The organism is Massilia aurea (assembly GCF_024753205.1).
Lineage (GTDB): Bacteria > Pseudomonadota > Gammaproteobacteria > Burkholderiales > Burkholderiaceae_D > Telluria > Telluria aurea.
On the sequence record NZ_JANUGZ010000004.1, the window covers coordinates 1 to 14699 of the forward strand.

General features: G+C 51.6%; 10 protein-coding genes. 1 reads left to right on the plus strand and 9 read right to left on the minus strand.

Annotation, left to right across the window (positions count from 1 at the left end; genetic code table 11):
* The 4 genes from NX775_RS15120 to NX775_RS15135 all read right to left on the minus strand — a co-directional run.
* The coding region (locus NX775_RS15120; protein ID WP_258836777.1) for a hypothetical protein at positions 1 to 256 on the minus strand (256 nt) is incomplete at its 3' end.
* A 1905-nt stretch (positions 257 to 2161) separates the two neighbouring features.
* The gene (gene cueR, locus NX775_RS15125) at positions 2162 to 2563 is read right to left on the minus strand and encodes a Cu(I)-responsive transcriptional regulator (RefSeq protein WP_258836778.1); all 402 of its coding nucleotides are present in this window, start codon (positions 2561 to 2563) and stop codon (positions 2162 to 2164) included.
* Positions 2563 to 4986, minus strand: coding sequence for a heavy metal translocating P-type ATPase (locus tag NX775_RS15130; RefSeq protein ID WP_258836779.1), 2424 nt, complete (start codon positions 4984 to 4986; stop codon positions 2563 to 2565). Before NX775_RS15130 ends, cueR begins: the two co-directional genes overlap by 1 nt.
* 1073 nt (positions 4987 to 6059) lie before the next feature.
* Positions 6060 to 6701: a hypothetical protein gene (locus tag NX775_RS15135; protein WP_258836780.1), complete on the minus strand. Its 642-nt coding sequence runs from the start codon at positions 6699 to 6701 to the stop codon at positions 6060 to 6062.
* A 223-nt stretch (positions 6702 to 6924) separates the two neighbouring features.
* Between NX775_RS15135 and NX775_RS15140 the strand changes: the two genes are divergently transcribed.
* Positions 6925 to 7152 carry a helix-turn-helix domain-containing protein gene (locus tag NX775_RS15140; protein WP_258837395.1) on the plus strand — a complete coding sequence of 76 codons (228 nt, stop codon included), beginning with the start codon at positions 6925 to 6927 and terminating at the stop codon, positions 7150 to 7152.
* Positions 7153 to 8012: 860 nt separating this feature from the next.
* Here NX775_RS15140 and NX775_RS15145 read toward each other — a convergent pair.
* Genes NX775_RS15145 through NX775_RS15165 form a run of 5 tightly spaced genes read right to left on the minus strand, consistent with a single transcriptional unit; the run spans position 8013 to position 14696 of the window.
* Positions 8013 to 10253: an ATP-dependent DNA helicase gene (locus NX775_RS15145; RefSeq protein WP_258836781.1), complete on the minus strand. Its 2241-nt coding sequence runs from the start codon at positions 10251 to 10253 to the stop codon at positions 8013 to 8015.
* Positions 10250 to 10687, minus strand: coding sequence for a VPA1267 family protein (locus NX775_RS15150; protein ID WP_258836782.1), 438 nt, complete (start codon positions 10685 to 10687; stop codon positions 10250 to 10252). The genes NX775_RS15145 and NX775_RS15150 overlap by 4 nt, the downstream gene beginning before the upstream one ends.
* A 2-nt stretch (positions 10688 to 10689) precedes the next feature.
* Entirely contained in the window at positions 10690 to 11151 is a 462-nt protein-coding gene (locus tag NX775_RS15155; protein ID WP_258836783.1) for a hypothetical protein, read from the minus strand.
* Positions 11138 to 13165, minus strand: coding sequence for an integrase (locus NX775_RS15160; protein ID WP_258836784.1), 2028 nt, complete (start codon positions 13163 to 13165; stop codon positions 11138 to 11140). The genes NX775_RS15155 and NX775_RS15160 overlap by 14 nt, the downstream gene beginning before the upstream one ends.
* Positions 13158 to 14696, minus strand: coding sequence for a site-specific integrase (locus NX775_RS15165; RefSeq protein ID WP_258836785.1), 1539 nt, complete (start codon positions 14694 to 14696; stop codon positions 13158 to 13160). Before NX775_RS15165 ends, NX775_RS15160 begins: the two co-directional genes overlap by 8 nt.
* Positions 14697 to 14699 lie beyond the last annotated feature (3 nt).

Sequence of the window (14699 nt, forward strand, 5' to 3'; positions counted from 1 at the left end):
GCGATTTGGACGTGTCGTTACTTTGGTCGTCTGAGGACGCCATTTCTGGGCAATCTTCCTCATCACCTGACTGCTGGTCCATCACGGCATCGTGTGAACTTGCCGATGCGTCACCGTGGTCCATCAAGGTGGCTGCGACCATGGTCATACCCTGATGACCAGAACTGCACGCGCGCAACATATTTGCCGCAAATGCCTGGAAGGGCATCACGGCAATCAGCAGCCACAACAGATAGGTTTTCAGGGTGCGATTCATTGGTTAAGAGTGTAGCACGGACGTTTATGTCGTCAAGACGACCTGAATCGAACGATACAGGTTCCCACAAGGGGAAGGTCAAGAAAAATCGTAGACTCCCTGAAAAAATGCATACATTCTGCTACAGGCTAACCAATAGTTGTCATAAGCGCAAAGGAAGTGATAGTGTTGAGCAACATCATGTTATGCCCTTGCACTTAATTACAACTTTTCCCCACTCCCCCCACTGATGAACCTCTTCCGCCTTGTGCTCTCACTGCTGCTTCTTGTATCCGCACACGCGGGTGCTCAAGATGCAAAACTCAGCCAAAACTATCGCTTCTGCGAAGCTGGCTATTCGAACTGTGACGCATCCCTCCTGAGCGCGCCACAGGTCGAGCAAGTGCACCAAGCCACACTAAAGCGAAATTTCCGGGCTTGCGACAGCGGGTACGCGAGTTGCGAACCGACGCTTTTGACAGAATCTCAGCGAGCACAAGTTCACGGGTCAACCTTGGCGAGGAACTTTCGTCAGTGTGATAGCGGCTACAGCGGCTGCGACCAGTCTCTATTAACGCTGGCACAGCAAGCTCAGGTCAGCGAGTCGCATCGAAAGCGAAACTTCCGCAGCTGCGATAGCGGATATACATCGTGCGACCTGACACTGCTGAGCCAGCAACAACGGGACAAAGTTACGGGCTCGGCCCTGAACCGAAATTTCACCAACTGCGACAGGGGTTATTCGGCGTGCGATACATCTATCTTGACAGTAGCGCAGCGCAAGCAAGCGGAGGCATCAACTCTTGCTCGGAACCTCCGAAGCTGCAACAACGGATACTCTGCATGCGATACAAGCCTTCTCACTGACCCCCAGCGCACTACTGTTGAACAATCTGCAAATCGCCGAAATGCGTATAACTGCCAGAATGGGAACAGCAGCTGTGTTCGTACAGCCAGGGCTTCTGATGCACTAGCCGCGCCACGGCAAGGTGAAAACGCATTACACGCACGCGCTACTGACTCCTATGGAACAGGCGGCCAACAGATTCTGTACGAGAGACCTCACACCCAGGCTACCAAGCCCAAGACACCGACTGCTGCCCTTGTCTCCGGCGCGGTTGAATCAGCCACGGTGCAGGCCCCGAGCGGGTCTGCCTGCGCTGAAAATGGGTCCTGCTACGGTGACGTTAGCTCAGCAACTCTGAGACCCAAGACGACCCACGTTAGTGGGTACACCCGCCGTGATGGAACATACGTTCGCGGGCACTATCGTAGCAAGTAACCATTGTAGACATGGAACAAGCCTCGGTACTAGCCTGTTTACTTTTTATAGAAGTTACATCCCGGGCAAAGATGCCCCCTGCTTGCTAACGAAAGCAAGCTCGCATCTTTGCCCGGCGGCGTGAAATCGCCCGGGCATACTGGTTCGCGCAAATGCGCCAGTACTCCAGCCAGACTTCAAGCGAATTTGCTCGCTCCTACCTCACTTCTAGCTGCTGCCCAGTGTGCGCCCATGGTATCCCGCTTGGCGCTCTTGTCCATCGTCGACCGCGGGGTTTTGAGCCCTCTCCTTCGACAAAGCGGTATACAACCCAGTTTTAGCCTTCCCGCCGCTCATTTGATTGCGTTTCTCTACAGACATCAATCTCGAAATTTGGCCTTGACCTTCCCATCGTGGTGACAACTATCTTGGAGTCTTACCTTACAAAGGAGCTGTTATGTATGAATTGAATGTCCTAAAGATGACTGGCTCTCCGGCAACAGAAGCCTCTGGCTCCTGTCACTAAACGGCAGAGCGGTCAACCCGCTCTGCCTGGCATCTCATGAGTTAAACAGCTCGTTTAGGCCCATTGGACCCGCAGCGCGGACATCCCATCTCGGCGAAGCACTCGGTAAAACTACTTCTTTCACGAGCGAGCATTATCCTTAAGTACAGGCATGCGGCTTCGCCAACTCCTCGAGAATTGGGCATTCTGGATGTTTATCACCATGGCAGTTGTTCGCTACATGGCGCAACTGGTCTCGAATGGACTGTAGTTTCGCAATGTCCTCGTCGAGCTCGGCGATGTATTGCTGTGCTAGCTCCTTCACGTCAGCACTATGTCGGCTCCGGTCCTGCCATAGGCTGAGCAAAGTCTTAATACGCTCAATGGAAAAGCCCAGGTCACGAGAGCGTTTAATGAAGCGCAAAGTTTGCACGTCACGCGTAGTGTATTGACGGTAGCCTGAGTCAGTGCGATTCGCAGCTGTAATCAGGTCTATGCTTTCGTAGTACCGAATCATCTTAGCGGTCACCCCGGAAGCGTCGGCAGCTTGTCCAATGTTCATTATTTCCCTCCGTTAGCAACTGCCGGCTTCCACCGGCGGAGAAGCAGTGCGTTCATTACTACGCACACGCTCGAGAATGCCATTGCAGCTCCTGCAATGATAGGGTTGAGGTAACCCAATGCAGCCAGTGGTATGCCGACGACGTTGTACACAAAGGCCCAGCCTAGGTTCTGCTGAATTTTTCGGTAGGTCTTCTTCGAGATGTCGATGGCATCTGCAACCAACGTCGGGTCGCCGCGCATAAGCGTTATGCCTGCGGTATGCATCGCTACGTCCGTGCCGGTCGACATAGCGATTCCAACGTCCGCAGATGCTAGAGCCGGCGCATCATTAATGCCGTCTCCAACCATTGCAACCACCTTGCCAGCGGTCTTGAGCGCGGCCACGACATCTGCCTTGTCAGCGGGAAGTACCTCTGCGCGAAAATCCGTTATACCAACGGCGTTAGCAACGTTCTTGGCGCTTCCCGCGTTATCGCCTGTGAGCATGACGGAGTCGACACCAATACTACGAAGCCGCTCCACGGCCAGTTTGGCCGATGGCTTCAAGGTATCGCCGAACGCCAGTAGCCCAGCCAGCTCTACAATTCCATCCTGCTGCACAGCTAGCCACGAAACGGTTCGACCGGCGCTCTCATGCTGCGTCGCTGATGCGCTTAGGTCCACAGCAACTATGCCAATTTCCTGTAAGAGCTTTCGATTCCCCAAAAATACGGTCGTGCCTTCGACGTCAGCCCGCACTCCACGTCCTGCTAACGCTTGTGCATTGGTAGCTGAGAACTTTGCAGCTCCCTCTTTCTGCGCCTTTACCTCGACTGCTTTAGCAAGAGGATGGTCACTGTATTGCTGGACCGCTCGCGCGAGAGCTAACACGTCATCTTTGGTTCGTCCGATGCCTTCGACAGCCACAAGAGCTGGCTTGCCTTCAGTAAGGGTGCCTGTTTTGTCGAACGCCACGACATTCACAGCGTGTGCAGTCTCGAGTGCCTCAGCATCTTTGATGAGAATTCCGTAGCGCGCAGCGACGCCGGTGCCGGCCATAATTGACGTCGGAGTTGCAAGACCAAGCGCACATGGACAGGCGATGACCTGAACGGCGACAGCGTTAAGAAGTGCTTGCTGCCAGTCGCCGCTCAGCAAGCCCCATCCGAAAAAGGTCGCAACTGAAATCAGGAGAACAACCGGTACAAACACGGCACTGACCTTGTCGACTAGACGCTGAATTGGTGCCTTGACCGCTTGCGCGTCCTCCACGAGCTTGATGATGTTGGACAGCATAGTGTCACCGCCAACCGCGGTGGCCTGCAGGACAAGCATACCCTCGGCATTCACTGCACCGCCGGTGACCAAGTCACCAATGTTTTTCGAGACTGGCAAGCTCTCGCCGGTCAGCAGCGACTCATCAAGGTGACTTGAACCTTCAATGACCTTGCCATCGACCGGTACACGGTCACCTGGCCGGACAATGACTAGGTCACCGACGAGGACCTGCCCAACTGGAATCTCGGCATCATGGCCACCTCGTCGTACAAAGGCGACTGTGGCACGTAACGACTCCAGGGCACGCAGTGCGGCAACAGTTTGATGTTTCGCTCGTGTCTCTAACCATTTGCCGAGAAGAACCAAGGTAATCACGACGGCGGCGGTCTCGAAGTAGAGGTGCGACATCCCCTCATGGTCGCCTTGTGTGAGGAGCAGATACACCGAGAGCCCGTAAGCCGAGGTGGTCCCAAGAGCGACCAAGAGGTCCATATTCCCTGTACGCGCTAGGAGGGCTTTCCAGCCAGCCTTATAGAATCGGGCGCCCAGCCAAAACTGGACAGGCGTTGCCAACGCCATCTGCAGCCAGCCAGGTAGTGCCAGGTCGAAGCCAAACGGTATAAGCAGCATCGGCAACACGAGCGGTAGACTTAGTAGCGCTGCAGCCGCGACCGGCCACCACGCCGGAATACTGCCCCGTGGAGTGTCCTGTTGAGCAGAGGCGTCAGTTGCTGCGACAGCGTGATAGCCGGCCTTTTCAACAATTCCAATCAACTGCTTGAGCGTCACGCCAACAGCGGTGACAAGTGCTTTCTCGGTCGCAAGATTCACTGACGCATCGGTCACGCCAGGCATGTTCTTAAGTGCCTTCTCAACGCGCCCGATACACGATGCGCACGTCATTCCGGAAACCGAGAGCGAGAACGTTTCACTATGCACCTCATATCCAGCCTTTTCGACAGCGGCGTAGAGGGTATTAGGGCTGATACCTGAAGCGACATGAACGGTCGCCTTTTCTGTGGCTAAGTTGACAGCAACGCGCTCTACACCAGCAACGGCTGCTAGGGCTTTCTCAACACGGCCAACGCATGAGGCACATGTCATGCCGCCTACTGGGAAGGTGAAGGCCAACGCTTCGGCGGTAGGTTTGATAACTGCATTCACTTTGGTTCTCCGGTCTTTAACTAGAAGAAGGATGGACCTTCCAGCAATGGTAAGGTCAAGTGCTTGTTCTAGGCGAGCGCCGGAAGCACGAGCGCAGGAATGCTGCAGAACGCTTAGCATTGCAGTCGGCCTTGCAGACCTAAGCCGATGATGTTTGGCGTTGGCGAGGCCCGATTGCCTGGACAAGAGCACGCAGATGTAGGGAGCTTTTCGTCTTGACTGTAGTGACCGACGAATCCTTTCGTTATCACCGCGCGCTACTGCGCGTCGAAGCCAGCGGCCCTCATGAACGGAGCCTACCTCATGCGCATACGCAGATTCAGATTCAGATTCAGATTCAGATTCAGGGAAGCTTGCGGCCAAGCGCGCGGTGAGACCATCTGTCGCCACCTCGGCCATAGTTGCGAGGCATAAGAATTGACTACACACGAGATAGGCCCCATCAGAATTGATGTCTAGCCAGCCTAGCTGAGCGGTCTTCCGGTTGTCATTTGACAACCGTCACCTGTATTAATACGTTGGTGACAAGTAGAATTCGCTTAGACAATTGTGCTTACAAGCTAGCTCCACACAAGGTCCGACTTGTTGTCTTCCTCGACGTGACGAAGTACGATTATTAGCTGTCCTGGGCTGCCGAAGCAGGCGCCGGCCAGCTCAAAATAGCTGCGGCTCGGCGGATAACCCATCTCATCTCATCGTCCGAGCCCCAACCAGTCGTCATTGCGCGAACGCAGTACTGGTCAAGGATGGCCTCTTCCGACATATGCGACCTCTTACCCAACTTACATTCCCTCGATTTGACAACGAATTGCTGGGCCAGGTCTTCGCAAATATCCCATCGGCGGTACAACTCCTGCGGCGTACAGCCAGGGAGATAGAAGCGACCGCCGGAAGCAACAAGAGGCAGCTTAGCTTGGTAACCCGCTACTGAGCTATGTATCTGCGGCCGGGGGAAATCGTCGGGTATCGAGTAGTCAGGGTTTGCCAATAACTTCACCTACGACGGTTTGCTGTTAGCCCGTAGCTACTAATGAGCGAGCGGCGCTGCATTCTGATATCAAGGTACAAGCGCGCTACCGCTTCCGAAGACTGAAGCGGAACGTCTTCACCGCACTTGGAAGCGGCTCCAACTCGTGCAGCTCAATGAGCTCAAGAGGGGTTCGATTGCCGAGCGACTCGGCCGCGGTCGTAAAAAACCTGAACTTTTGCACACCATTACACGCGCCGAGAGAGCCCGAAACCGCGTACAGGGCCTTGGTATCAAATCTATGGTCGGCAAAGAAGGCAGGGATGTATGAGTCCCCGCCGAGGTAATGAACCTCTTGAGGCATCTCGAAAATTTCACGACTAGCCAGCTTCTCAACCAGAGCTGCTTTACTCATCCCGGTCCTCTTGAGGAATTCGTCGTCACGGATAAAAGTGCCATTGTCGACGAGCCGGCCCCCAGCAGTGACAATCGCGCGGTCAAGCTTCCACTGATGATGCGCACGCTCAGCTGCAGCGGTGCGAGCTTTTCTTGGAAGAAGAAGCACGCGCTGCGCGAACTCAATGAACTCGTTTTCGTCCCTCTTCGTCAACTCAGCCGTGGCTTGAGTGTAGGCCCGCATAACGTCTTGCTCAGAAAGCTCTGAACGCTCGCTTTCAGGGGTATCCAGGAAGGCAGTCAGAGCCGACCTATACAGAACGTACGACGACAAATAAAGCGACGATGACATACATCTGTCCCTAAGGGCGGAAAGCTAAGAAGACCTGAAGCAGGTGCTAAACAAACATCAGCTATTGGTAATACTGATGATGACGACCAAGTTGGAAGCGCCTGCTGACGGCACAGCCCTGAGTATAGACTCAAATCAAGTGACCGTAAAGTATGTGACCTCAAAAGCTGTGACCTCATAGGGCGTGGACATCCGCGTACTGTTGAGAGAACCTCACGCCTATATGTTCACTCCTAAAACCGAAGCGGAAGTACGCGCGACACTTTCAGAGTCTCTTAAAGAGTACAGGGCACTGAGAGGCCTGTCACAGGAAGGCCTCGCGACCGTCGCTGGCGTGAATCGCACCTTCGTCAGCCAAATTGAGCGGCAGCAGAAAAACGTTTCTATCGAAAGTTTGAGGCGTTTAGCGAACGCTCTTCAGTGCGAGGTGTACCAGCTGCTTGGTGGATAGTCGAGGTATCTTGATATACAAGAATTGGATGCGCTGCTACGTCAGAGCACTGGCTTAATTGAGCAGAACCTAGCTCAGCGTCATGAGCTAGGTATCCTAAAAATGCGCAACGCAGGCTCGCTAATGTTGCACCGTCAGCTCACGAAATAGAAAATTCAATTCATGAGTCTGGCTCGCTTACATCATCGTGCAGGTAACGGCTCACTGGCGTTTGTCAAGTAGGGTGCCTCCAGATTGCCTAAGTAAGCAAACTTTGTTCATCTTCCATGAGCGCTGCAACTCAAGCTCTCATCTGTGCAGTACTGGGAAAGCACCTCTCCAACGCTGTCGAAATGTTGGCTTTTATACACGGCTTGTATAACTACGATAGTGATTTCTGCTTCTATCCAGCTAGCCTCCCTTGCTCCAGTTCGGAACGATTCAATGTCGGCAACCCCGTCAGCAAGGTTGAGTTGACATGACACGGGACGGCGGTTGATTGAAGTTCGCATTTTTGCTCCTGGCTTCGTTGAAAACCAGTTTAGCGAGCTTATTTATACGTTCTTGCGGATTTTTTAGTCGAGGGTATGGTCTGGATTGCTACCAAATCAAAAGTTTATGGTCGACAACTCTGAAAGTGCGTCCAGAAATATCGCGCGACCAATCAGGAATTGAGCTTGTCTCCAGTATGCGCGACACTGTCGCTGGTTTCTGAACATATTGGCCGCAGATTTGGGCAGCGGCAGGCAAACGTGTGGGTCTACACGGGCCCTACGCGGCCCATACCCAGCGTTCTTTAGACAGAGTCCGGCTTGGGTTGAAGGTGCCCTCTAGCTGAGCCTAGCCTGGACGCGCAAAAAGAACTCACGCGCATACCAATCCTAAGCCTGTAACACAGTGGTCAGCGCATTTGCTGCTAGTTCCTCCATCATGAACTGGTGCAAACCCACCGTCCGACGCTCTGACCTCGGTAAGGACTCTACTGCGCTACGTGCTGCCACTTCGTCACCCACGATGAGGACCTGGCTCTGCGCCCGGGTAATCGCTGTGTACACCAACGTTCGGTCAAGCATACGGCTTCCAGTGAGTACGACAATTACGCGCTTCCATTGCGAACCCTGGGATTTGTGCACCGTCAGTGCATAGCCGAGTTCGAAGACGTCTAGCATCTCTGCCAGAACTGGCCGGCGCTCTCCATCGTCCCATTCAATCCATGCTATGGCATGCCCAAGTTCGCTCCCTTCAGGCCCCGATAGTAGACGAGGCACCTCCTCGATTTCGACTAGCTTCCCTAAAGAGCCATTTTGAAGACCCCAATTCCACAAGTTCTTTGTGCATAAGATGGGGTCGCCCAAATGAAAGCCCGTCCACATGTCGCAGGCAAACTCTTCGTTGTATATTAGAAGCGCAGGCATTCCCTTTGTGAATCGAGCTTGGCAAACCTCGTTTAACGATTTCGTGCCATCAGCATTACTGCGGCGGGCCGAGACAATCTGTGTGTTTTCCGTATCCGCTGCGTAGAGGTCTACGACAGTTTCAGGTATGACAGCAACGCGGCAGGGCAAGAGCGAAATCGGAGCCAATGCATCGCTAGGTAAACTAGGCCACTTCCCGGCTCGTATGTCGGCCGCAGCTTCAGCAATAACCCCTCCGTAGCGCTTTACTTGAGTAAGCTCCGTAGTAGGAAGCTCTGAAATTTTGGCTAATGCGTGCAGTACTAGACCAGGCCCCACGGGCATTAGTTGCGAAGTGTCCCCAACAAGGAGTAGCCGCACATGGCTTGGCAAAAGCTCACAAAGCCTGTGCATCGTGATGATGTCAACCATGGAAGCTTCATCTACAACCACGACCGTTGGGCCTTCCATGGGCAACGTCTCGCTGCCATGGAAGAACCGCGCAAGGGTCCAAGAGGGTCGCCCAGTTGCCTCGCTCATTCGCTTTGCTGCCCGGCCAGAAAGAGCCATCTGGTAGATGGCCACTTCAGCAGCATCAAACACTCGGTACAGAGCTTTCAGGACAGTGGTTTTGCCTACACCGGCGCCGCCAAGTACTAAGGCTATGGATTGCTCCGCTGCGCAATGCACAGCCTGTCGCTGTTCAGTGTTCAGCTCGAATCCTTCCGCCTGTTCGTGTTGGTAGATGATGCGCTCTACCTTTTGACGGTTTAGGAGCGAGACCGGTGCCAGGAATCGAGCGACAATACTACGTGCGACGGTCCGTTCCATCACCATCGCACCAGTCAAATGAGTATTGCCATGGTCGCCGATAACATAGCTGCCGTTAGTGAGTCCGGCCTCTAATGCCGCCATGATGACTGGGCGCGAAGTTAAACTGCCCAGAACGTTCTCTACGCGCTTCAAAAGGGTAGGAATAGCTGCGACCGTATCGCCGGCGTCGAATACCCTGTAAAGGGCTTCCTCAACTGCCGCCTGGAGGCGCCGAGGGTCATCAGGCAGAATACCAAGACGCGATTGTGCGAACGAGTCGACATGCTTCCAACTTGCTGAGAACGAAAGCAGCCGGTATGGGTCCTCCTCTAACTTCTCACGGGCCTCATTACCGAAAAATGCTAACAACTTCCGGCCGGTGCGCACATCGATGCCGCTTGTTTGAAGCCATTGCAAAGTGCGCGCATTGCCTTGTTCAGTCCACGCCTTTATGGCGCATTGGGCGGACTCCGCCGTAAGAACTGTCGAGAGTGTCGTGGCATCGGCCAAATCCAAAATTTCGTATAACCGTTCGCCGAACGTCTCCCATAGCTTCCGGGCTTTAACCAAGCCAATGCCTTGGAAGTCATCACACTCAGCAATGAACGTGACGATGTGCTCCCCAGAAAGACGGACAAGCGCGATGTCATTGGCTGTTATCTGAATTTCGTTAATGACGTAGCCGCTGTTTGTTCGCGAGAACGACTGAGCCTCGCCTGTAACTGTCCACCACTGCCCTAGCTGAATGCGTGTTTCTCCGAGCTGCGCCCCAGATGCTTTGACGACAACGTAGCTTTTCGCATCTATGACATCACCGTGCTCGGTAATCTCTGTTCCTGTGAAGATGCACCCACCCTTACCGAACGGGTTTTGGCTGCGGATTGATTGAACTCGCAGCAAATATGGCAGGCTCATCGCGGAAGACGTCCTGTTGTCGATAGCACCTCGCGAAGCACAACAAACTTCTCCAACTGGCGCTTGAGCTCCTGGTTCTCAGCCTTCAAAGAAGCATTCTCCTGCTCCAAACGCTTTAGCCGCTCGGCGTCGACAGAACGGCTTACAGTGCCGGATGCCGGCAACAGTTGCAGAGCGAGTCCATCATCTACTTTACTAACCTTTGATGGCAGTATTCCAACCTCGCGAAGACTTTCTTCTTTAGCGAAAAGGGCAGTTTTGATTCGAGGATTTTGGTTGAGTGCGCTTGTAGAGAATCCGCATTGTGCAGCAATCTCGCGCCGGGACAGCCCACCACGCACCACCATTTGGCGAAAATCATCGCTAGTTTTGCTCTCAACCCAACTGCAGAAGGTTTGAAAATTCTGTTCGGCCAGCTGCTGCCCGTTTGCCATAATTAGTTCTTCTTCTGCCGTCCGGCTGCATAGATTGGCTTCTTGTCATCAGTACTAACCCGCATAGTAGGAGACAACTGCGCGTTAAGCGTTCTTTCGGTTAAACCGTGCTTTCTAGCATTATGGGTCCATATTACAAACAAAGCACGATAGTTATTGCACTCAAGGGAAAGCTGTTCATTTTCCGCCTTAAGTCGGTCAATGGTTTTTTGAAACGCCTCGACTCGGCTGTCAGCTGGAGCAGGCCGTCCAGCCTCGAGTTGAAGTGAACGCTTTCGCAGGGTGAACTCGCGACTAATTTTCTCGTGGCTGGCGAGCGCCTGGCGCGTGTATTCGATACCAATTCCACGCTTTATTTTAGCAATGAGTAAATCCCAGGTTAGTTTTCCATTCCAATTAGCCAGCACATCTTGAACGACTTCGATGATATCGGCATCAATTGCCCTCGCTCTAGTTTTTGGCATTTTTCATTTTCTCCAACAATTTATTTCTTTTTGGCTGTTCTAGCTTTTCTTGCCTCAAAAATCCGACCTGTTCAAAACGTGAGGCAGAACGTATTTCAGTCAGCGCAACCAATGCCCCATCGGAGATAGCAGGGTTTTCCAAAATAGATAAAAGTTGTTCACAATGGATTAAGGTCTTTCTTTGGTGCACAACCCACCTAGATGCCCCATGTTTAGACTGCTGTTCTGCTGCCTCAGCCTTGGTCAACAGGACTTCAGTCTCATTACGCAAGCGGCGAATATTCTCTAGCTTGACTGTATTCCCTTTCACACAGACATGCTCGTGACAATTCAGGCAGTCGCGATGAATTTGGCAGGGAGATGACGCATAATCATGACGACACATCCCATATAACGTCGCGTGAGCGGTACCAGTTATCAATTTTCCGGTTGCATCATCACGGTGGGCGACAACGCGCACCTTCGGAATTTCAGTAACGCCTGAGAACAACTGAGACCCTGCTGCGACAGCAATTGCCTTAGTTTTAGTTAAAATTTCGCCAGGCGTTACATGGTCATAGACTGAGTTCTGCGATGGGTCGGCACGCCCTGACCACATTGCGATGTCCAGCTGAGAAGCTCCGTTAGCCTGAGCTAATGTATTAAGATAGTGTCGCGCCTGATGCGAGCGCATATCAATGACTGTACCATCAACTTCGTTGAAACCTCGTTTCTCGAAAATTGAGGTTGCGCTACCACTACTGCCTAGCCGAGCAGTAATCTCGCCATGTGATATTCTGTCTACAATACAAGCATAAGCGTTTAACGTTGCATCTAGCTCAAAACGACGCACAATAAAAAGACTCTCACTATACTTAAGCGCAGGGGAGGTTTGAAAAATATCTTTTGGTAACTTACCCAACACGACCCTTTCCACGTCTACGAAAGAATAATGCTTTGGTATCACAATTCCTACTTTTTCGGCGTTACACCAACTTTTCATTGGCTTTAGCTTACCATATAAGATTGCGCCTACTTCATCTTGAGTAACATATGTCTTCTCTCGAAGATATTCAAACTCCGGCACCAAATAAACCTTGTCCGGATTTTTTTCATACCAAAGCGCTACTTTTCGTGCTTCGCTAGACGCGTCTTTTAGGTTTTTGATTGCCGCACGAGCAACTGGCTCCATAGTCGGCACAATCCATCGGACAGAGTCATCAAAACCCTTTGAACCCGGTTCTCTAAGGCCGTAATGCGGCTTCTGCTCGTCGTCCTCTTCGACCTCACAATTGTACGGCAACCGAACCACCTCGTTAATTCGTTGCGGGAAGCAATACATGAGTGCTAAAGTCGAGGTGACGAATACTTCAGCTGCCGATTCCGGCGTCTGAAAAATGTACGCCAAAGCCTCAATTGCTTCCTTTGAGGGAAGCTTTTTCTCACGAGCTTTATCAGCTTCGGCACCAATGCGAATTCCTAAATCATTCGGCTTCTTTAGCGGATTAACCCATGCTGTCTTCATCTGACACAAGTCATTCTCGACAAGAAACTTGCTGATTTCTGCAAGCTGCCCTGCAATTTTCACGGCAGTTTCAGCCTGATAGCCTTTTGATATCACAAGGCAGGCTTTGGAAAATATATCGTGTGTCGCCTTATATACCTGACCGTCAAGTCCTTCGGCGCATAATGCATGGTCCAGAACACGCAAAGCCGCAAGGCGGTTAGACCACTGAGTGCTACTTCTTAGAGTTAATGAATACCTGAAATACGACTTTGCGAAACCTTTATAGCCAGGAGAAATAGTCGGCATATCTCTTCGAATGCGGGCGGCTTCATAACTCGAAAAGATTGCACGACTTTTCTTCTTGCTGCCTTTAACCGGGTATTCGGAAGTGATATCCCAAGAGTCGGTATCGAAAGGCAGGTCTGCACCAAATAAAATAAGATTAGTGCGACAAAATTGCTCAAATCTGGCTACGTTGTATTCGGCCGACAATTCGGCTTTAGACTGAAATAGAAGGATGTCACCCACCAGCTATCCCTTTCAACTCTTCCTTTATACGCGCACACTCGTCCACGACATTTTTAATTGCAATCATAGTTAGGTCATTAATGGCTGCTAGCCTTTGACCGCTCACTTCCAAAATTTCATTACGCTCTCCTTCTAATTGCTGATATAGCTCAGCATGAGGAGCATCAATCCAGGCTTCAAATTTAGGACAAGTGTAGCAAGCTACAGGCGCATTGAATTTGCAATTATAGGTAGTACCGCAGTTGCCAACACCCTGCCCACTGTTTTTGTAATCGATAATTTCACTGCTTGAATCCCCGAAGCGGGTTGCCCCGGAACGCATTATCAGAATAGTGCCAACGAACGCATTCGCGATTGGCGCCAAATCTTTAGCCAAATACTTATCTAATCTCTCAGCAATTTCTGGAATAACTGCGACATAGCACTTAACATTCTGCGTGTCCACGTGACCCAAAATTTCAGCAATAACCAACTCTCCAAACCCTTCTTGCGCCGCGCGAGTCCCTAATGTGTCGCGGAATCGTCCAATTACCATATGCATGGGCTCAGAGGTCCTAGGACTTATTGGTGCAATCTCGGACAGTGCTTTTGTAAAATGCGCTGATAGCGTACTGGGTGACCAGTGCTCCTGGTAAGCCTCATCCAGTTGAAGGACATTAGAATCTACATTTGTTAGAAACATTGGAGCGTCCGGACCAAGTTCCGGATATTCCGCTTGGACTTCTTGAGCATAAGCGAAAAACTCTTCACCGAATTGGCGCAACAAAGGCCGCACCAAAAATTCGTCTCTTAGGATTGCCCCCCGCTGTTTAGCTTTGGGAATCGAAATCTCATATGCGAGACTTCCATCAGAAATACTCTTCATTGTAAGGTCTCGAACCTTGAGGGCGCAATACTGGGAGACACGTTGCCCAGTTAGGAGTGCGAGCCAAGTCAGGTAGTAGAATTTCGGTTCTATTCGACCGTCCGCATACGCCAGATTTAGAGCTTGAGTAAGTTGTTGTATTTCGAATTCTGTGAAGGGACCTTCAACAGGGTCCTGCGTCAGTACAGCATGGCCTTTCTTATTGCTCTTCTTTCGAATACTCTTCAGAATTTTTACGGCGCCTTTAGATAGGCCGGGAATACCAATTTCGCTCCACCGTGATATCAAAGCTGAAAGATGACCGTCTATTCCAAGACGATGCTTATGCGCAGCAATAAAATTCAGGACATGAGTTTCTGTGACCTGCCTAACTTCGTTCAACTCGGTAAGAGCTATTACATCGGCCAAACGGATAAAGCTCCTGTACATGTTGACTGCATATGTTGGAGCGTTTATCTCTAAGAAATTTATTAAGACTTGCTTGATGTATGGAACTAGTGGCGCCACCTGGGTAGGCAGGTCGGAAAAGTTCATATAGACGGTATAAATTCCGTCAATAAACTTCCAATGTTCTTGGTCGGGTTGGAACTTAACGCCGCTTCGAAGCCGCACAGATACCGGCAACTCGCTATCAAAGAAATTTAGTTGAGAAGAGATAGCAGCCATAAG

Excerpts from the sequence above, each read along its gene's own strand:
- NX775_RS15135 (WP_258836780.1), bottom strand. The coding sequence starts at position 6,701 with ATGTCATCGTCGCTTTATTTGTCGTCGTACGTTCTGTATAGGTCGGCT.
- cueR (WP_258836778.1), bottom strand. The coding sequence starts at position 2,563 with ATGAACATTGGACAAGCTGCCGACGCTTCCGGGGTGACCGCTAAGATG.
- NX775_RS15145 (WP_258836781.1), bottom strand. The coding sequence starts at position 10,253 with ATGAGCCTGCCATATTTGCTGCGAGTTCAATCAATCCGCAGCCAAAAC.
- NX775_RS15165 (WP_258836785.1), bottom strand. The coding sequence starts at position 14,696 with ATGGCTGCTATCTCTTCTCAACTAAATTTCTTTGATAGCGAGTTGCCG.
- NX775_RS15150 (WP_258836782.1), bottom strand. The coding sequence starts at position 10,687 with ATGGCAAACGGGCAGCAGCTGGCCGAACAGAATTTTCAAACCTTCTGC.
- NX775_RS15140 (WP_258837395.1), top strand. The coding sequence starts at position 6,925 with ATGTTCACTCCTAAAACCGAAGCGGAAGTACGCGCGACACTTTCAGAG.
- NX775_RS15155 (WP_258836783.1), bottom strand. The coding sequence starts at position 11,151 with ATGCCAAAAACTAGAGCGAGGGCAATTGATGCCGATATCATCGAAGTC.